Genomic DNA, 18947 nt, shown 5'->3' with positions numbered 1-18947 from the left:
CTCGTCGCGGCGCTCGTCTCGACGCCAACCGAATTGACAATCGTTCTCAACTGACCTGAGAATCGTTCTCATGAAGATCTACGCTGTCGCGGCCCTCGGGGTCGCCTTCTCCCTGAGCGCGACGCTGAGCGGTTGCTCGGCGTTCGGCGACTCCGCCTCCTCCGCCGACGGGGTCGAGGTCGCGACGGCGTTCTACCCCTTGCAGTACGTCGCCGAGCGGGTCGCTGGGGACCACGCGGAGGTCGAGAACCTCACCGCCCCCGGTGGCGAGCCGCACGACCTCGAGCTCACCGTGCAGGAGACCGCCGCGGTCGCCGAGGCCGACCTGGTGGTCTACCTCCACGGCTTCCAGCCGTCGGTCGACGACGCCGTCGACACCGTGGCCACCGGCGAGGCGTTCGACGTGTCCGAGGCGGTCGAGCTGCGCCCGGCCAGCGAGGGCGACCACGACCACGCGCACGGGGACGACGAGCACGCCGAGGAGGAGGCCGAGGAGGAGCACGACCACGGCGACACCGACCCGCACTTCTGGCAGGACCCGCTGCTGATGGCCGACCTCGGCGACGAGCTCGCCGAGCGGCTCGCCGAGATCGACCCCGACCACGCCGACGACTTCGAGGCGAACGCCGCCGACCTGCGCAGCGACCTCGAGACGCTCGACGCGGCGTACGCCGACGGCCTGGCCGACTGCGAGCGGCACACGGTCGTCGTGGCGCACGACGCGTTCGGCTACCTCGGCCGCTACGGCCTCGAGTTCGAGCCGATCGCGGGCCTCTCCCCCGACGCCGAGCCGACCCCGGCCGGCCTGGCGCACCTCCATGAGGTCATCGAGGATGAGGGCGTGACGACCGTGTTCTACGAGTCGCTGGTCAGCCCCGCGATCGCCGAGCAGCTCGCGGACGACACCGGCGCGGAGGTCGACGTGCTCGACCCGGTCGAGGGCCTCACCGACCAGACGGCCGACGAGGACTACCTTTCCCTGATGGAGAAGAACCTGTCCGCCCTCGAGGAGGCGAACGGCTGTTGAGCAGTCCGGCCATCGAGCCCCCCGTGGTCGAGCTGAGCAACGGCGCTGTCGCGATCGCCGGCCGCCCGATCCTGCGGCACATCGACCTGACCGTCCACTCCGGTGAGTTCGTCGCGTTGATGGGCGCGAACGGCTCCGGCAAGTCGACGCTCGTGCGGGCGCTGACCGGGCTCTGGCCGCTGGCGACCGGGTCGCTGAGCCTGTTCGGCACGCCGTTCGGGTCGTTCCACGACTGGCAGCGGGTGGGGTTCGTGCCGCAGCGCGGCGGTGCGACCTCGGGCGTACCCGCCTCGGTGTGGGAGATCGTGGCGTCCGGTCGGCTGACCCGGCGCAAGCTGCTCCGACCGCTCGGGCGCGCCGACCGCGCCGCGATCGCGGACGCGCTCGACGTGGTCGGGCTCTCCCACCGGTCCCGGGAGAGCGTGTCGTCGCTGTCCGGCGGCCAGCAGCAGCGCGTGCTGATCGCCCGTGCGCTGGCCGGTGAGCCGGACCTGTTCTTCCTCGACGAGCCGACGGCCGGGGTCGACCTGCCGAACCAGCAGGTGCTCGCCGACACCCTGCGCACGATGTCCGAGCGCGGCGCCACGATCGTCCTGGTCGCCCACGAGCTCGGCCCGATGGCCCCGCTGATCGACCGCGCCGTGGTGATGCGCGACGGCCGGATCGCGTACGACGGCTCCCCGCTCGCGAGTGAGCAGGTCGCGACCGCCCACCTCGACGGCCACCACCACCATCACCACCACGAGCCGGGCCACCACGACCACGCCCCGCACGTGTCCTCCCTGATCGAGGGGACGGACAGATGAGCTACTGGGAGCTCGTCAACATGCAGTTCATGCAGCGCGCGCTGCTGGCTGCCGTCTTCACGGGCCTGGCCGCACCGGCGATCGGGACGTACCTCGTGCAGCGCCGGATGGCGCTGATGGGCGACGGCATCGGGCACGTCGCGGTGACCGGTGTCGCGATCGGGCTGCTCACCGGCACCTCCCCCACCTGGACCGCGGTGATCGTGGCGATCGCCGGGGCGATCGCGATCGAGGTGATCCGCGAGCGCGGCCACGCGAACGGCGACGTCGCGCTCGCCCTGCTCTTCTACGGCGGTCTCGCGGGCGGCGTGCTGATCACCGGTCTCGACAACGAGAGCGGCTCCCGACTCAACCAGTTCCTCTTCGGCGCGATCACCACGATCTCGAGGACCGACCTGATCGTCACGATGGCCTTGGCGGCCGTGGTGATCCTGGTCTGCGTCGGGCTCGCGCCACAGCTGTTCGCGGTCGCCCAGGACCAGGAGTTCGCCCGGGTCGCCGGCCTCAACATCCGCGCCTACAACCTCCTCGTCGCGGTGCTCGCGGCCGTCACCGTCACCGTCGCGATGCGCACGGTCGGGCTGCTGCTGGTCTCGGCGCTCATGGTGGTCCCGGTCGCGACCTCGCAGCAGCTGAGCCGGTCGTTCCGCACCACGCTCGTGGCAGCGATGGTCCTCGGCACCGCCGCCTCCGTCGGCGGCCTGCTGCTGGCGGCGTCCTTCCCTCCCGATACCCGGGTGTCCCCGGGACCGACGATCGTGCTGCTCGCGCTCGCGGGCTTCGTGCTGGCCTGGCCGGCCGGCATCTGGGCACGGCGCCGGCAGCGCCTGCGGCAGCCGTTCCCCGTCGTACCTGCCGTGGCGCACCAGGAGACCGACCCGCACCCGCACCAGCACGGGGAGGACTGCGGCCACGTGGCGGTGCCGCACGGCGACCATGTCGACTACGTGCACGACGGACACCGGCACGCGCCACACGGGAAGCACTATGACGAGCACTGATCCCCAGGGCATGCGCCCGACGCGCCAGCGCAGGGCCGTGGCCGAGGCGCTCGAGTCGTTCGCGGACTTCCGCTCGGCACAGGAGATCCACGACCTGCTCGGGCAGCGCGGCGAGACCGTCGGCCTGGCCACGGTCTACCGGACGCTGCAGCGGCTGGCGGACGCCGGCGAGGTCGACCTGCTGCGGACCGAGGACGGCGAGGCGATCTACCGCCGCTGCTCGGACTCCCACCACCACCACCTGGTCTGCCGCAGCTGTGGCGCGACCGTGGAGGTGGAGGGGCCGGCGGTCGAGCGGTGGACGCGGGCGATCGCCGCCGAGCACGGGTACGACGACGTCAGCCACACCCTGGAGATCTTCGGCACCTGCCGCGGCTGCTCCTAGGTCCCCACCGGCAGCCGCACCCGGAACACGCTGCCCCGGCCGGGCTCGCTCTCGACCTCGATCCGGCCGCCGTGGCCCTCCACGATGTCCTTGGCGATGGACAGGCCCAGCCCGGCACCGGCGATCGCCCGGCTCTCGGCCTCCCGGCTCCGGAAGAACCGGTCGAAGAGGTGCTCGACGTCGCCCGGGTCGATCCCCAGGCCGGTGTCGGAGACCTCGAGCACCGCGTGGCCGCCCTCAGCCGCCAGCCGCACCTGGACCGCGCCGCCGGACAGGGTGTACTTCACGGCGTTCGACACCAGGTTGTCGACGACCTGCGCGATCCGCTGGCCGTCCCCGACGATCACCACCCGCTCCGCGACGGCCAGGCTGATCACCACGCCCGATCCCTCGGCCACGCTGGTCCTGGCGTCGACGGCGTCGCGGACGATCTCGACCAGGTCGATCCGGTCCCGGTCGAACCCGACCGCTCCCGCATCGTGCTGGGCGACGTCGAGGAGGTCACCCACGAGCCGGCGCAGGCGCTCGGCGTTGCGCTCGATCGCCGCGAGCTGCTTCCGGGCGGTGCCCGACAGCCCGGGGTCGTCCTCGAGCAGCTGGGCGTAGCCGACGATCGAGGTGAGCGGGGTCCGCAGCTCGTGGGAGACCAGGGCAATGAACTCGTTCTTCACCTGCAGCGCCCGCATCAGGTCGGTGATGTCGGTGTAGCTGAGGGCCGCTCCCGCGCACGCACCGCTCTCGGTGCGGACCGCCCGGGCGGAGACGGACAGGGCCCGACGCGCCTCCGCGTCACGGCCGATCCAGATCCGCAGGTCGTCGAACTCCTCCCCCTGCGAGGCACGGTGGCTCGGCGACTGCTCGGGCGCGAGCCGGGTCCGGCCGTCGGCGTCGTACGCCTCACCGACCTGGCCGGCGCGCCCGGCGTGCCCGTCGGGGAAGCCGACCTCCATGAGCTCCTGGTGCCGGCGGTTCATCCCGGCGTACCCGCCCCGGGCGTCGAGGAGCAGCAGGCCGACGTCGACGGTGTCGAAGATGGCTTCGGACACGCGGCGCTGGTGGGCGATCCACTCCATGCTCTCCGCCATCACCAGGGCCGCGGCCCCCGCGACGACCGGGTAGAGGACCGCCCGGGCCGTCTCGACCGGCTCGAGCCCGGAGTAGAGCATCGACGGGATCGACACGAGCAGCACGACCGCGCCGACGCTGATCAGCACTCCCCGCCGGCCCGCGACGCGGCCCAGCCACAGCGCCGGCATGACGATGAGCAGCCCGCTGCTGGGGTCCGGGTCGAGCCGCGCCATGCCGACCGCCGCCAGGTCGAGCACGGCCAGGCCGACCGGCGCGTGGACCGAGCGGTCGGGGCGTAGGAACGGCGTGACGGCCGCGAGGACCGCGATGAGCAGCAGGGAGGCCATCGGCCAGGAGAGCCACGGCCACCGCGCGCCGAAGGCGAACCGCAGGCCGAGGTCGAGGAGGTAGAGCGCGGTGAAGCCGAGCTGGAAGATCCGGGCATCGGTCATCGACGTCGACAGCCAGCGCTCCCTGGCGCTGCTGAGCGTGTCCATGCTCGCCGGTCCCACCTCACACTCTTCGGCCGGCGAGCGCGATGCCTGAGACTTCTAGGTCCCCGCAGGCAGCCGCACCCGGAACACGCTGCCCTGGCCGAGCTCGCTCTCGACCTCGATCCGGCCGCCGTGGCTCTCGACGATCGACTTGGTGATGCTGAGGCCGAGACCCACGCCCTGGATCGAGCGCTCCTCGGCCTGGCGGGAGCGGAAGAACCGGTTGAAGAGCCGGTCCCGGTCGGCCGACGAGATCCCGATGCCGCTGTCGATCACGCACAGCTCGACGCGGTCGGCGTCGAGGCCGAGCGAGACCTGCACCAGCCCGCCCGGGAGCGAGTACTTCACGGCGTTCGACACCAGGTTGTCGACGACCTGGGCCATCCGCTGCTGGTCGACCATCACCGTCATCGTCTTGGGCACCGCGACCTGGACGGCGACGCCGGCGCGGGCCGCGGCCGGTCCCGCCGCCTCGACCGAGTCGCGCACCACGGTGGCCAGGTCGGTGGGCGTCCGCACCACGTGCATCGGCCCGGCAGCCGCCCGCGCGGTGTGCAGCAGGTCGGCCACCAGCCGGTTGAGCCGGTCGGTGTTACGCGCGACGACCTCGAGCTGGGACACGACGTCCGGTGGCAGGTCGTCACGCTCGAGCAGGATGTTCACGTACCCGACGATCGACGTCAGCGGGGTGCGCAGCTCGTGTGACACCGAGGCGACGAACTCGTCCTTGACCCGCAGGAGCCGCATGAAGTCGGTGACGTCGGTGTACGCCAGCGCCGCCCCCGCGAACTCCCCGTCGGGCGACGCCACGCGGCGGGCCGAGACCGACAGCGCGCGCCGGGTCAGCGGGTCGCCGCCGACCCACATCCGCACGTCGTCGTACTCCTCGCCCTGGCTGGCGCGGTACGTCGGCATCTGCTCGCGACCGAGCAGCGCGGTGCCGTTGGCGTCGTACACCTCGCCGGTCTGGCCCGCGCGGCCGAGGTGGCCGTCGGGGAACGCGAGCCGCATGAAGCCCTCGTGCCGGCGGTTGACGCCGCGATAGGTGCCGTCGGCGGCGAGCAGGACCAGGCCGACGTCGGCGGTGTCCAGGATCGCGTCGGAGAAGCGCCGCTCCGCCTCCAGGGTCGCGAGCGCGGCCTCCGCGGCGTCGCGGCTGGCGCGGAGCCGGTCCAGGGCGTACGCGATCACCAGCGCCGACCAGCCGGCGACGACCGCGATGAGCAGCGCGCGCGAGGCGCCCACGCCGGTGAGGCCCTGGTAGGCGATGTTGGGTACGGCGATCAGCGCGGCCGTGCCGAGGACGGCGACGCCCGCGCCACGGAGCCCGAACTGCCGGCCCAGCCACAGCGCGGGCACGACCGCGAGGATGCCGGCACCGCCACCGTCGTGCGACATCCGCGAGAAGCCGAGCGCGGCGAGGTCGAGCACGGGCAGGATCCCGACCGCCCAGGACGGCAGCCGGTGCCAGGGCACGGCCACGGCCGCGACGCACGTGAGCAGCACCAGCCCCAGGCCCGCCGCCGGCCACGAGCCCGCGTCGACGGGCGAGCCGCCCACGGTGCGCAGCGTCAGGTCCAGCATGAACAGCAGCGCGAAGATCCCCTGCAGGATCCCGGTGTCCGGCTCGTCGGTGAACAGCAGCCGCTCCCGCAGGACCTGCACCCGTCGCCCGAGGTGGCCCATGGGTGCTCTCCTCTCAGGCTCCGCCGTAGCGCCGGTCGCGGCTGGCGAAGATCTCGATCGCCCGCCACAGGTGTCGCCGGTCGACATCCGGCCACAGTATGTCGGTAAAGACGAGCTCGGAGTACGCGGCTTGCCACAGCATGAAGTTCGAGAGCCGCTGCTCCCCCGACGTACGCCACACGAGGTCGGCGTTCGACTGCTCGGGGACGTAGAGGTGCTTGGCGAACGTCTTCTCGTCGATCTTCTCCGGGTCGAGCCGCCCGGCGGCGACCTCGCGCGCGATGCTGCGCGCAGTGTCGGCGAGCTCGGCGCGGCCACCGTAGTTCACGCACATCGTCAGCGTGAGCACGTCGTTCTTGCGGGTGAGCTCCTCGGCGACCTGCAGCTCCCTGATCACCGACTTCCACAGCCGCGGCGCCCGGCCCGCCCACCGCACGCGGACGCCGAGCTCGTGCATCTCGTCGCGACGGCGCCGGATCACGTCGCGGTTGAAGCCCATCAGGAACTTCACCTCGTCCGGGGAGCGCGACCAGTTCTCGGTCGAGAAGGCGTACGCCGACACCGCCTTCACGCCGATCTCGATGGCGCCCTCGACGACGTCGAACAGCGAGTGCTCGCCCTGCTCGTGGCCCTTGGTGCGGGGCAGCCCGCGCTCCTTGGCCCAGCGCCCGTTGCCGTCCATGACGATCGCGACGTGCCGGGGAACCAGCTCCTTCGGGATCGCCGGCGGGCGGGCGCCGGACGGGTGCGGGGTCGGCTGGCGGACGCTGCGCTTCACGGGCAGGAGCCTACGACCGCTTCAGGAGGCGAGGCTGGCGACGTGCAGGGGGAACACGACACGGAACTCACTGCCGCAACCGGGCGCGCTCTCGACCTCGATGCGGCCCTCGTGCCCGTCGACGATCGACTTGCTCACCGACAGGCCCAGCCCGGCACCCTGGATCGCGCGCCGGTTCGCCTCGTAGGTGCGGAAGAACCGCGTGAACAGGTGTGGATGGTCCTCGGCCGCGATCCCGATCCCGGTGTCACTGACCCGGATCACGACGGAGCCCGCCTCGACCCCCGCGACCACGCGGGCGGTGCCGCCGGGCTCGTTGTACTTGAGCGCATTGGACACCAGGTTGTCGACGAGCTGGGCGAGCCGCTGGGGGTCGCCGGTGAAGGCGAGGGTGTCCGGCACGTCGGCATCGAGGGTCACCCCCGCATCCTGGGCGTGGGTGCGCGCGGCGTCGACGCAGTCGCGGACGATCGCCGCGAGGTCGGTGCCCTGCTTCTGCAGCGGCATCGGGCGCCCCGAGTACTCGACCTCCTCGAGGAGGCCCTCGACCAGCCGCTCGAGGCGCTGGGCGTTGCGGAACACGATCTCGAGGTGCTTGCGCAGCATCGGGGGGAGCTCGTCCATCTCGAGGTCCATCGACACGTAGCCGATGATCGAGGTGAGCGGGGTGCGCAGCTCGTGCGAGACCAGCGCGACGAAGTCGTCCTTGACCTGCAGGGCGTTCATGAAGTCGGTGACGTCGGTGTAGGAGACGGCGGCGCCGAGCCAGTTCCCGTCGGAGTCCTCCACCCGCCGCGAGGAGACCGACATCGCGCGCCGGGTACGCTCGTCCTCGCCGATCCACACGCGGGCGTCGTCGAACTGCTCACCGCGCCGGGCGCGCGAGGTCGGGACGTCCTCGATCGACAGCCGGTTGCGGCCGGACTCGTCGAAGATCCAGGCACGCTCGAGGTCCCCGTCGGGGTAGGCGATCGCGGAGAAGTCCAGCAGCGGCTGGTTGATCAGGCGCGGCTCCCCGTCGGTGTCGAGCAGCGCGAGGCCGATGTCGACCGTCTCGAAGATCGCGTGCGCCGAGCGCCGGTTGCGCTCGATCACCTGGACCGCCTGCGCCAGCTCCTCCTCGCGCGCCTCGGCCTGCGCCTGCGCGGTCTGGGCCTTGGTCAGGGCGGCGCTCGTGGAGAACGCGCCGAAGCCCGCCAGGCCCACGAGGAGCAGCAGCCGCTCCACCGTCAGCAGGTCGGTCCCCACGGTGATCAGGGTCGGGACCGCGACGAACGCCGTGACCGCACCGACGGCGATCGCGGCGCCACGCATCCCGAGGTCGAGACCGAGCCAGATCGACGGCAGCATCACCAGGGGCGCGGCGATGCCGAGCGCGGAGCCCTCGACCAGCATTCCGACCCCGGCGATGTGGATCACCGCCAGCGACCGCGACATCAGCGGCAGGTGCCGCGCGGGCACCCACAGGACGGCGATCCCGCCGACGAGCGAGATCAGGACGCCGGCGACCGGCCAGGAGACCAGGCCGACCGGGCCCTCACCGATCCAGCGGACCACGAGGCCGGCGACGAGGAGCAGCGTGAACGTCGACTGGAGGACGCGTGGATCGGGCTCGCCACGGTTCCAGACGAGCTGGGTCACCAGCCACCTGCTGCGTCGAGTCCAGTCGGACACCGGTCCTCCTACATCTCCTGTCGAGGACAGGATCGGCACCCGAAGGGGTGACCTGAGGCCGGGCTCGCAATCAGCGCTCGACGTACTCCAGCGACTTGAGGCCGCGCTCGAGGTGCCAGGCGAGGTACGCCGCCACGAGCGTGCTCGCCTCGCGCAGGTGCCGCGGCTCCGCGGCGTCGACGACCGCCCAGTCACCCGCGAGCAGGGCGCCGAGCAGGGTGAGGGTCTCCGCCGCCGGGCTCGCGGACCCGGGCACCCGGCAGGTCGCGCACAGCACGCCACCCATCGACGGGTTGAACCACCGGTGCGGCCCGACCGTGCCGCAGCGCGAGCAGCCGTCGAAGGACGGCGCGTAGCCGGCGACCGACAGCGAGCGCAGCAGGTACGAGTCGAGCACCTGGCCGGACCCGTGCTCCCCCGCCACCATCGCCCGCAGCCCTCCGACCAGCAGCAGGAACTGCTGCACCGACGGCTGCCGCTCCTCCGCGACCAGCCGGTCGGCGGTCTCGAGCATCACCGTGCCGGCGGTGTAGCGGTCGTAGTCGAGGCCGAGGCCCTTGGAGTACGGCGTGAGCGTCTCCGCCTGCGTCACCGTGTCGAGGTTGCGGCCCTCGGCGAGCTGGAGGTCGACGTGGGTGAACGGCTCGAGCCGCGAGCCGAACCGCGAGGTCGTCCGGCGGACGCCCTTCGCGACCGCGCGGACCCTGCCGTGGTTGCGGGTCAGCAGCGTGATGATGCGGTCGGCCTCACCCAGCTTGTGGGTGCGCAGCACGATCGCCTCGTCACGGTAGAGCACTGGCCAATTGTGCCTCGGGGTCAGGCGCCGGTGCGGCGCCCGCGCCGGGGCGTCTTCCAGCAGCGCGTCGCGAGGTCGACCGCCGCCCGGTCCAGCCGGTCCGGGGAGAACCGCCACTCGAGCACCGACCGGGCTCGCACCAGCGTCGCCTTCGGCAGCTCGTCGGCCACCATCACGGCGTCGGCCATCGAGTGCAGGGGGTCGAACGGGTGCCCGACCACCAGCGCCGGGACCGTGATCCGACGGCGCTCGCGCGCCGACGGCGCGGCCCGGCCGAAGAACAGCCCGTGCAGCAGCGCCGCGACCGACGCCGGCCGCTGGTCGAGGGCGTCGAGGCCGACCCCGGCCCAGAACGGCACGATGCCGCGCGGGACCGGTCTGGTCAGGCGGCGTACCGCCGTGACGGTCAGCGGGAGGAAGCGGGCGGCGAGCAGCAGCGGCCCGAAGGCCACCACGCCGGCCTCCACGCCGTTGTCGAGGATCGGCGCCTCGAGGATCAGCCCGCGGACCCGCTCGGGCGCGATCGCGGCCGTCTCGAGCGCCACGTTGGCGCCCAGCGAGGTGCCGCCGACGACCGCCTGGGCGGCCCCGACGTGGTCGAGCAGCGCGACCACCTGCTCGGCAAATGCCGTGACTGAGTAAGCCTGAGGGTCTTCTGGCCGATCAGAACGTCCGTGACCCAGGAGATCGAGGCTGAGCACGTGCAGGCCGGCGCCGGCCAACGCGCGCGCCAGCGGTTGCTGCACGCGGCGGGGCATCAGCTCGCCGGGGACCAGCACGACCCACGCGTCACCAGCGCCGTACTCGGTGAACTCGAGCCGGTCGCGGCCCGTGTCGGTCTCGAAGAAGAACTGTCCGATCCGCTCCGACACCAGCATGCCGACCACCCTACGGCGGCCCGGACGTCTGGCGTGGTGGCTCGCCCTCCGGGGGTGAACTGGCCCACACTGGCCCGCATGTCGTACTCGGGCCGCGGCCTCCAGGGCTGGCCGCTGGCCGTCGTCCTGATCGCTGCGGCCTACGCCGCCGGTGTCGGGGCCGTCCTCTTCCGCCCGGAGGCGTCGCAGATCGCCACCTGGTGGCCCGCGGCCGGCATCGCCGTCGCCCTGGTCGCGCTGGCGCCGCGCCGGCTGCACTGGCTGCTCGGGGTCGCGGTGCTCATCGTGACCGCGGCCGCGAACATGACCGCCGGCCAGGACATCGACCTGTCGCTGTGGTTCGGCGTCGCGAACGCCGCCGAGGCGTTGATCGCCGGCTCGATCCTCGTGCGGCGCACCGGCCGGATGCCGCGGCTCGACTCGCTGCGCGAGTTCGGCCGGCTGGTCGGCGCCGCCGCCCTCGGCGCCGGCGCCGCAGCGACGATCGCCGGGGTCGGCGTCCTCGTGCTCACGACCGGAGCCTGGGAGCAGACCTGGCGCACGTTCTTCTCCTCGCACCTGACCGCGATCGTGGCGATCGTCCCGATGGCGATGACGCCGATGGCCTCGAAGCGACGGACGTCGGTGCGCAGCTGGGAGATCCCGGTCCAGGTGCTGGCGCTCATCGTCGTGACGATCGTGGTGTTCGCCCCGGAGCAGAACCTCTCGCTCAGCTTCGCCCCCATGCCGGTCCTGGTCTGGGCGGCGCTGCGCTTCGACCTCCGCACGGTGAGCTGGGAGCTCACCGGGTTCGCCCTGGCCGTGACGTACCTGAGCGCCCACGGCTACGGACCGTTCGGAGCCGACTACGCCCGAGGCCGGCTCGGGGTCGTGTCGAGCGCGAACATCGTGCACGCCTACGTGTTCTCCGCTGCCCTGCTCACGCTCCCCCTGGCGATCGTGGTCGCCCAGCGCTACCGCACCCTCGACCAGCTCGGTCGCAGCGAGCTGCTGTTCCGCCGCAACTTCACCGAGTCGCTGGTCGGCATGCTGCTGCTGCGCCGCGGCGAGGACGCCGCCTTCGAGATCGTCGACCTCAACGACGCGGCGGCCGGGCTGCTCGGCGGCACCGGCTCCCCCGTCGGTCGCGGGCTGGGCGAGTACGTCGACGCCCGCGAGCCGCTCGACCTCATCCAGTCGCGGCTCATCGAGGGCCGGCTGGACGGCTGGAAGTCCCAGTGCGGGCTGCAGAACAAGCGGGGCGCCCGGGTGAACCTCGCCGTCTCGATGCTGACCGCCGAGCCCGAGCCGACGTTCTCGGCGCAGCTGCAGGACACCAGCTCGGAGTACGAGGCGCGCCGCCAGGTCGAGGCCGCCGAGAAGCTCACCAGCGCCACGCTCGACACCGTCGCCGCGCTGGTGATGGTGACCGACCTGTACGGCGAGGTCATCCGGGTCAACGGCGCCACGACCGCGCTCACCGGCTTCGACGAGTCCGAGCTGGTCGGCGTCGAGGTGTGGGACCTGCCGTTCGCGCCGCCCGGCGCCAGCGGCTACCCCGCCGGTCTGCCGGCCGGCCCCTTCGCCCAGGTCGGTCGTGAGTCCGACGTCGTGACCAAGGCCGGCGTGCGCTACCGCGTCCTCTGGAACACCAGCTACGTGCGCGACGAGAACGACCGGCCGACCCACGTCGTCCTCACCGGCACCGATCTCACCGCCGAGCGGACCGCGGCCGGGCTGAACCGGCACATGCTCGAGGCCGCGGCCAGCACCGCGATGATCGGCATCGACCCGCACGGCTCGATCACGATCTTCAACACGGGTGCGGCGAACCTGCTCGGGCTCGACCAGCAGGACCAGATCGGTACGCCGTTCCTCGACCTGCTCGACCCGGCCCAGGTGACGGAGCGCTGCCCGGGCGCCACCCGCGCCGAGCAGTTCGAGAAGCTGGTCGCCGGGCTCGAGACCGGCGGCGAGAGCAACGCCCGCGACTGGACCTGGATCGGCGCGGACGGCCGCCATCACACGGTGTCGATGACACTTAGCGTCGCGGCGGACGCGTTCGCCGCGCGGGTCGGCTACTTCTGTGTCGGCCGCGACGTGACCGAGGCACGCGCGAGCCAGGAGATGCTGGTGTCCGCGCTCGAGAAGGAGCGGCTCGCCGTCGAGCGGATGCGCCGCCTCGACGAGGCGAAGAACGACTTCGTCTCCACCGTGAGCCACGAGCTGCGCACCCCGGTCACCAGCATCGTCGGGTACACCGAGATCCTCGAGGACGGCGACGTCGTCGTACCGTCCCCCGAGCAGATGCCGCTGCTGGAGAGCATCCAGCGCAACGGCCAGCGCCTGATCGCGCTGTGCGACGACCTGCTGACCCTCAGCGGCCTCGACTCCGGTGCGCTGCGCTTCGAGCGCGGCGCCATCGACCTGTCCGAGATCCTCGGATCGACCGAGGACGCGGTCCGCCCGCTGCAGCGCAACCGTGACCTCGAGGTCAGCTACGTCGGCAGCCCCGAGCCGGTCCTGGTCCTCGGCGACCGCGGCCAGCTCGAGCGGGTGCTGGTGAACCTGGTCGGCAACGCCATCAAGTTCACCGAGGACGGCGGTCGCGTCGAGTGCCGCGTCAGCGCGCACGACAACGAGGCGTGGCTCGAGGTCAGCGACACCGGCATCGGCATCCCGCTCGAGGAGCAGGCAGAGCTGTTCCAGCGGTTCTTCCGCTCCTCGACCGCCCAGCAGCGCGCCATCCAGGGCACCGGCCTCGGCCTGTCCATCGTGGCGGCGATCGTCGCGGCCCACGGTGGGCGGATCGATGTCCGCTCCGCCCACCTGGAGGGCACGACGTTCACGGTCAGGTTGCCGCTGGCACGCGGTTGACCGCGCTGATCACTGCCTTGAGCGAGGCGGTCACGATGTTCGCGTCGATGCCGACGCCCCAGTAGACCTGGTCACGGACGAGGCACTCGACGTACGCCGCCGCGACGGCGTCACCGCCGGCCGACAGCGCGTGCTCGGCGTAGTCGAGCACCCGGACGTCCCAGCCCTGCGGCAGCTCGTTGATCGCGTTGACGAACGCCTCGATCGGACCGTTGCCGACGCCGTGCAGCGACTGCATCTCGCCGTCGACGTACACGTTGACGTCGAGCGCGTCCTTCTCCCCCGCCGCCGACGAGGTGTGCACGGAGTTGAGCTTGAGCGGCGCCTCGCGGTCGAGGTACTCGGCGCGGAACATCGCCCAGATCGCGTCCGGGACGATCTCGCCGCCCTCGGCGTCGGTGTGCTGCTGGACGACGCGGCTGAACTCGATCTGCGCGCGCCGCGGCAGGTCCAGCTTGTGCTCGGCCTTGAGGACGTAGGCGACGCCGCCCTTGCCGGACTGGCTGTTCACGCGGATCACCGCCTCGTAGCTGCGGCCGACGTCCTGCGGGTCGATCGGCAGGTACGGCACCGCCCACTCGTGCTCCGCCACCGGGACGCCGGCGGCCGCCGCGTCGCGCTCGAGCGCCTCGAAGCCCTTCTTGATGGCGTCCTGGTGGGAGCCGGAGAACGCCGTGTAGACGAGGTCGCCGCCGTACGGGTGGCGCTCGTGGACCGGCAGCTGGTTGCAGTACTCGACCGTGCGCCGGATCTCGTCGATGTCGGAGAAGTCGATCTCCGGGTCGATGCCCTGCGTGAAGAGGTTCAGGCCGAGGGTGACCAGGCAGACGTTGCCGGTGCGCTCGCCGTTGCCGAACAGGCAGCCCTCGATGCGGTCGGCGCCGGCCAGGTAGCCGAGCTCGGCGGCCGCGACCGCCGTACCCCTGTCGTTGTGGGGGTGCAGCGAGAGGACGACGTGCTCGCGGTGGTTGAGGTTGCGGCTCATCCACTCGATGGAGTCGGCGTAGACGTTCGGGGTGGCCATCTCAACGGTCGCCGGCAGGTTGATGATCACCGGCTTGTCGGCGGTCGGCTGGAACACCTCGAGCACGGAGTTGCAGACGCGGACAGCGAACTCGAGCTCGGTGCCGGTGTAGGACTCCGGGGAGTACTCGTAGAAGACGTTCGTCTCCGGGATCCGCTCCTCGAACTTCTTGCACAGGTGCGCACCCTGGACCGCGATGTCCTCGATGCCGTCCATGTCCAGCCCGAACACCACGCGTCGCTGCAGCGTGCTGGTCGAGTTGTAGAGGTGGACGATCGCCTGCTTGGCGCCGCGGAGCGACTCGTAGGTGCGCTCGATCAGCTCCTCGCGGGCCTGGGTCAGCACCTGGATGACGACGTCGTCCGGGATGAGGTCTTCCTCGATGAGCATCCGGACGAAGTCGAAGTCGGTCTGGCTGGCGCTCGGGAAGCCGACCTCGATCTCCTTGTAGCCCATGTCGACGAGGAGCTGGAACATCTTCTTCTTGCGGGCCGGCGACATCGGGTCGATGAGCGCCTGGTTGCCGTCACGCAGGTCGACCGCGCACCAGCGCGGAGCCGTGGCGATGGTCTTGTCGGGCCAGGTGCGGTCGTCCAGCTTGATCGGGACGAACGGGACGTAGCGCTGGAACGGCATGCCGCTCGACTGCTGGGGATTGCTGGTCATGGGGTCCTCCGAGGATCGATCCTGAGGGCCGGCGCACGCACACACTCCGCAGCGAGGGGGTCCGGCTCTGGCTCAGACCTCGCTGCGGCAGCGAAGGAGGAGGCTGCGCATCATGATGTGACCACCGTAGCCGATCGATCTCCTTCCTGCAGGAGAGTGTCCGTTTGGGGAGACGCGGCCTCGGGTAGGGGCCCCGACGGAGGTCATCTCGGGATGGATCCGTACGACGAAGCAGCGCTCACCCGGTCCGAGCGCATCGAGCTCACGGCTCGGCTGCTGCGGGCCGCGTGGCACTGCGACGACCCCGAGGAGGCCGCCGACCTCCGCGAGCAGGTCGTGCTGCTGAACCGCGGCGTCGCCGAGGCGGTCGCGCTGCGCTACCGCAACCGAGGCCTCGCCCAGGACGACCTCAACCAGGTCGCGTACGAGGGACTCACCAAGGCCGTGCTCCGCTTCGACCCGACGCTGCGCAAGGACCTGCTGAGCTACGCGGTCCCCACCATCCGTGGCGAGCTCCAGCGCTACTTCCGCGACCACGGCTGGGTGGTGCGGCCGCCGCGGCGGATCCAGGAGCAGCAGTGGCAGGTCGGTCAGCTGATCGAGGAGCTCGGTCACGAGCTGGGCACCGAGCCCACGGCCGCGGACGTCGCCGACGCGCTCGGGGTGCCGGTCGAGGAGTACCGCGAGACGCTGTCGGCCTTCGGGTGCTTCCAGCCCGCGTCGCTCGACCAGTCGACGGTCGGTGGGTCGACGGTCGCGGACCTGCTGATCTCCGAGGACCGCGACGGCGAGGCCGCCGACGCCCGCGTCGCGCTCGCTCCGGTCGTGCGCGGGCTGTCGGAGCGGGACCGGCTGGTGCTCTACCTGCGCTACTTCGAGGACCGCACGCAGGAGGAGATCGGCCAGGACCTCGGCGTCACCCAGATGCAGGTCTCGCGGCTGCTGAACCGGATCCTCGGCACGTTGCGCGACGAGCTGGTGGCAACCTGAGCGCATGCCTCGGCTGCTGATCGTCCACCACTCCCCCACGGCGACGGTGCGCTCCTTGACCGACGCGGTCGTCGCCGGCGCCCACGACGACGCGATCGAGGGAGTCGAGGTGGTCGTCCGGCCCGCGCTCGAAGCGGGCGCCGCGGACGTCCTCGGCGCCGACGGCGTCCTGCTCGGCACGACCGCCAACTTCGGCTACATGAGCGGCGCGCTCAAGCACTTCTTCGACACGATCTTCCTGGAGGCCGGCGGAGCGCTCGCCGAGGACGGGTCGTCGGCGACCACCGGCGGCGGCCGGCTGCCGTTCGGGCTGTGGGTGCACGGTCGGTACGACACGACGGGCGCGGTCCGCTCGGTGCTGTCGATCGCCGGGGCGCTGCCGTGGACCCGGGCGGCCGAGGTGCTGGAGGTGGTCGGCGAGGTCGGCGCCGAGGAGCGCGCTGCGGCGTACGACCTGGGCGGCACGCTCGCCGCGCTGCTGTCGGACTAGAGGTACGATCGCGCGGTCCGGATCTGGGGGATCGCACGAGGAGGCAGGGTGCTGCGCAAGGCGGGAGTCCTCGCGCTCGTGCTCGCACTCGCGCTGGTCGGATGCGGTGAGAAGACCGGTGACGGCGAGGCGGAGGAGCCGCCGACGCTGGGAGCCTGTCGGGTGCTCACGCCCGAGGACGTCGCCGACCCGAGCGACGACACCGAGGCGGTCGACTGCGCGGAGCCGCACACCGCCGAGACGTTCGCGATCGGCGAGCTGCCCGCGACGTTCGACGACACCGACTACGACGACCCGGACCTCGGCGCCTGGGCGTACAAGACCTGCTCGAAGGCGTTCATGAGCTTCCTCGGTGCCGACGAGAGCCTGGTGATGCGCACGATCGTGAGCTGGGCGTGGTTCCGCCCGTCCGAGAAGTCGTGGGACGACGGCGCGCGGTGGTACCGCTGCGACGTCGTCGGCGGCGGCGAGCAGACCCAGGAGTACGTCGAGCTCCCGCAGACCGCGAAGGGTCTGCTGACCGGCCGCGTCGGAGACCAGTGGATGGTGTGCGCCGACGGGCCGACGGTCTCCGGGTCGGTGAAGGTCCCCTGCACCGAGGCGCACGAGTGGCGCGCGGTCACCACGATCTCGATCGGCGACCAGGATGAGAAGTACCCCGGCGACCGGCTGGTCGAGGTCACCACCCGCGACTTCTGCTCGGAGTCGGTCTGGGCCTGGCTGAACTACCCCGTCGACTACGACTACGGCTACACGTGGTTCCACGAGGCCGAGTGGGACGCGGGCAACCGCCGCTCGGTCTGCTGGGCGAAGACGGACCTGTGACCCGACTCCTCGCTGTCCTGCTGGCACTCCTGGCGCTCGCCGGATGCTCCGGCGGGAGCGAGCCGGAGTCCGCGCCGACGTCCGCGTCCTCCCCCACGTCGACGCCGTCGGTCGTCGTACCTCCACCGACGCCTCCTGCGAAGGGCGCCTGCTACCGCCTGGACTACGACGCCGCGCTCGCTGACCACAGCGATGCCGAGCCGGTGCGGTGCTCGGCAGAGCACACGTCGACGACGTACTTCGTGGGCGACGTCCCCACCCCGACCGCGGAGGCCGCGGCGACGCGGTGTCCCGAGCGTCTGTCCGGCTTCGTCCGGGGCCAGGACCTGCGCCTGACGATGCTGCGGCCGATCTGGTTCACGCCCACCCCCGAGGAGCGCGCCGCCGACGCGCGGTGGTTCCGCTGCGACGTGGTCGCGGTCGCGTCCGACGGACGGCTCGCGCCGCTCGCCGCGCCCATCGGTGACCTGGAGCGGTACGCGATGTGCGGCACCGCCGAGCCCGGCAGCCCCGACTTCCGCCGCGTCATCTGCTCGCGCCCCCACGCCTGGCGCGCGATCTCCGTCGTCCCGTTCTCCGCCCGCGACTACCCCGGCGAGGCCGCCGTCCGCGACGCCGGCCAGGAGCCCTGCGAGGCCGCGGGCGCCGAAGCGGCCGACAACGCCCTCGACTACCGCTGGGGTTACGAGTGGCCCACCCGCGACCAGTGGGACGCCGGACAGCGCTACGGACGGTGCTGGGCTCCGGCCTGACCGCCATGCGCGCGCTCGCCGTCCTGCTCGTCGTCATCGCCGTGACCGCCGTGACCAGCTGCGGGCAGGAGGAGTCGGGCACTGCCGACTGCGCGGGCCAGATCCGTGTCGATGACGTCGTATACACGTCGTTCCGCGTCACCAAACAAGCCGCGACCGAGCACGGCACCGCCGAGCGGGCCGAGTGCCACGACGTCGGCGCCGACGCCAAGGGCTCGGTGTTCCCGGACGATCCCGCCACCGTGACGACCTGGACGTTCGCCGACTACTCCCCCGACCAGGTCCTCGGCGTCCGCCAGGACAAGCACAGCTATGTCGTCTTCATCTCCTCGTCGGTCCCCGACGACGAGCGTGACCAGATCCTGGCAGCGCTGGAATGACCTCACGCCTGACGGCCCGCGCAGATCGCGGAGGCTTGGCGGCCTGCGGGTGCGTGGGTGGTGCTGGTTTCTTGATTTTCGGATTACGGGGTCACCGCGGTCTGTGGTCACCGGAAGGTGGTGACGGCGGTGGGCCGGCTTGCGGGTCCGCTCGGGTCGACCGTTGTGGTCACCGTTGGAAGAACACGACGAATGCCCCGCCGGCCGTGGTCGGCGGGGTGGGGGTCAGCGGATATGTCGGTCCGCTCGTACGTGGTAGCTGCAGCCGGTCGGGCTGGTCCAGGTGAAGGCCCTGGGGCCGGTGCGGTGGTAGGTCCAGGCGGTGAAGGTCTTCACCCGGTGGTGGTGGCGACACAGCGGCGCGAGGTTCC

The 18947-nt window shown here is 71.8% G+C and carries 17 protein-coding genes; 10 read left to right on the top strand and 7 right to left on the bottom strand.

Annotated features, from left to right (window positions below):
• The first annotated feature begins 70 nt into the window (after nucleotides 1-70).
• From MJ604_RS22635 to MJ604_RS22620, 4 genes are read left to right on the top strand one after another with little or no spacing between them, the layout of a single operon-like run.
• A complete protein-coding gene (locus MJ604_RS22635) occupies nucleotides 71-1027 on the top strand; it encodes a metal ABC transporter substrate-binding protein (protein ID WP_243060987.1) in 957 nt (318 codons plus the stop codon).
• The gene (locus MJ604_RS22630; protein WP_243060986.1) at nucleotides 1024-1833 is read left to right on the top strand and encodes a metal ABC transporter ATP-binding protein; all 810 of its coding nucleotides are present in this window, start codon (nucleotides 1024-1026) and stop codon (nucleotides 1831-1833) included. The genes MJ604_RS22635 and MJ604_RS22630 overlap by 4 nt, the downstream gene beginning before the upstream one ends.
• Nucleotides 1830-2834: a metal ABC transporter permease gene (locus MJ604_RS22625; RefSeq protein WP_243060985.1), complete on the top strand. Its 1005-nt coding sequence runs from the start codon at nucleotides 1830-1832 to the stop codon at nucleotides 2832-2834. The genes MJ604_RS22630 and MJ604_RS22625 overlap by 4 nt, the downstream gene beginning before the upstream one ends.
• On the top strand, nucleotides 2821-3219 hold the full coding sequence (locus MJ604_RS22620) for a Fur family transcriptional regulator (RefSeq protein WP_243060984.1): 399 nt from the start codon (nucleotides 2821-2823) through the stop codon (nucleotides 3217-3219). Before MJ604_RS22625 ends, MJ604_RS22620 begins: the two co-directional genes overlap by 14 nt.
• Here MJ604_RS22620 and MJ604_RS22615 read toward each other — a convergent pair.
• The 6 genes from MJ604_RS22615 to MJ604_RS22590 form a co-directional block, all read right to left on the bottom strand.
• Entirely contained in the window at nucleotides 3216-4784 is a 1569-nt protein-coding gene (locus MJ604_RS22615) for a cell wall metabolism sensor histidine kinase WalK (protein WP_243060983.1), read from the bottom strand. The genes MJ604_RS22620 and MJ604_RS22615 overlap by 4 nt on opposite strands.
• A gap of 54 nt (nucleotides 4785-4838) precedes the next feature.
• Nucleotides 4839-6467, bottom strand: a complete 1629-nt coding sequence (locus MJ604_RS22610; RefSeq protein WP_243060982.1) for a cell wall metabolism sensor histidine kinase WalK — start codon at nucleotides 6465-6467, stop codon at nucleotides 4839-4841.
• Between the two features lie 13 nt (nucleotides 6468-6480).
• Nucleotides 6481-7245 carry an isoprenyl transferase gene (locus tag MJ604_RS22605; protein ID WP_243060981.1) on the bottom strand — a complete coding sequence of 255 codons (765 nt, stop codon included), beginning with the start codon at nucleotides 7243-7245 and terminating at the stop codon, nucleotides 6481-6483.
• A 21-nt stretch (nucleotides 7246-7266) separates the two neighbouring features.
• Complete coding sequence (locus tag MJ604_RS24375; RefSeq protein WP_243060980.1) at nucleotides 7267-8919, bottom strand: cell wall metabolism sensor histidine kinase WalK; 1653 nt, start codon at nucleotides 8917-8919, stop codon at nucleotides 7267-7269.
• Nucleotides 8920-8989: 70 nt separating this feature from the next.
• Nucleotides 8990-9715: a DNA repair protein RecO gene (gene recO, locus MJ604_RS22595; protein ID WP_243060979.1), complete on the bottom strand. Its 726-nt coding sequence runs from the start codon at nucleotides 9713-9715 to the stop codon at nucleotides 8990-8992.
• A 20-nt stretch (nucleotides 9716-9735) separates the two neighbouring features.
• Nucleotides 9736-10593: an alpha/beta fold hydrolase gene (locus tag MJ604_RS22590; protein ID WP_243060978.1), complete on the bottom strand. Its 858-nt coding sequence runs from the start codon at nucleotides 10591-10593 to the stop codon at nucleotides 9736-9738.
• A 78-nt stretch (nucleotides 10594-10671) separates the two neighbouring features.
• On the opposite strand from MJ604_RS22590, the gene MJ604_RS22585 reads away from it, so the two are divergent.
• Nucleotides 10672-13449, top strand: a complete 2778-nt coding sequence (locus MJ604_RS22585) for an ATP-binding protein (RefSeq protein ID WP_243060977.1) — start codon at nucleotides 10672-10674, stop codon at nucleotides 13447-13449.
• On the opposite strand, the gene leuA is transcribed toward MJ604_RS22585, so the two are convergent.
• Nucleotides 13424-15139 (bottom strand): 2-isopropylmalate synthase, encoded by a 1716-nt coding sequence (gene leuA, locus MJ604_RS22580; RefSeq protein WP_243060976.1) that lies wholly within the window; start codon nucleotides 15137-15139, stop codon nucleotides 13424-13426. The genes MJ604_RS22585 and leuA overlap by 26 nt on opposite strands.
• A gap of 213 nt (nucleotides 15140-15352) precedes the next feature.
• On the opposite strand from leuA, the gene MJ604_RS22575 reads away from it, so the two are divergent.
• From MJ604_RS22575 to MJ604_RS22555, 5 genes are read left to right on the top strand one after another with little or no spacing between them, the layout of a single operon-like run.
• Nucleotides 15353-16129 (top strand): sigma-70 family RNA polymerase sigma factor, encoded by a 777-nt coding sequence (locus tag MJ604_RS22575; protein WP_243060975.1) that lies wholly within the window; start codon nucleotides 15353-15355, stop codon nucleotides 16127-16129.
• A 4-nt stretch (nucleotides 16130-16133) separates the two neighbouring features.
• Nucleotides 16134-16619 (top strand): flavodoxin family protein, encoded by a 486-nt coding sequence (locus MJ604_RS22570; protein ID WP_243060974.1) that lies wholly within the window; start codon nucleotides 16134-16136, stop codon nucleotides 16617-16619.
• Between the two features lie 48 nt (nucleotides 16620-16667).
• Nucleotides 16668-17444 carry a septum formation family protein gene (locus MJ604_RS22565; protein ID WP_243060973.1) on the top strand — a complete coding sequence of 259 codons (777 nt, stop codon included), beginning with the start codon at nucleotides 16668-16670 and terminating at the stop codon, nucleotides 17442-17444.
• Entirely contained in the window at nucleotides 17441-18196 is a 756-nt protein-coding gene (locus MJ604_RS24370) for a septum formation family protein (RefSeq protein WP_243060972.1), read from the top strand. Before MJ604_RS22565 ends, MJ604_RS24370 begins: the two co-directional genes overlap by 4 nt.
• A 5-nt stretch (nucleotides 18197-18201) precedes the next feature.
• Complete coding sequence (locus MJ604_RS22555; protein WP_243060971.1) at nucleotides 18202-18576, top strand: DUF6281 family protein; 375 nt, start codon at nucleotides 18202-18204, stop codon at nucleotides 18574-18576.
• The last annotated feature ends 371 nt before the right edge of the window (nucleotides 18577-18947 follow it).

Origin of the sequence: Nocardioides sp. SR21 (assembly GCF_022761125.1) — a bacterium.
Lineage (GTDB): Bacteria > Actinomycetota > Actinomycetes > Propionibacteriales > Nocardioidaceae > Nocardioides.
Note: the sequence above shows the minus strand (reverse complement) of the source record. Positions and strands in the feature narration are given on the sequence as shown.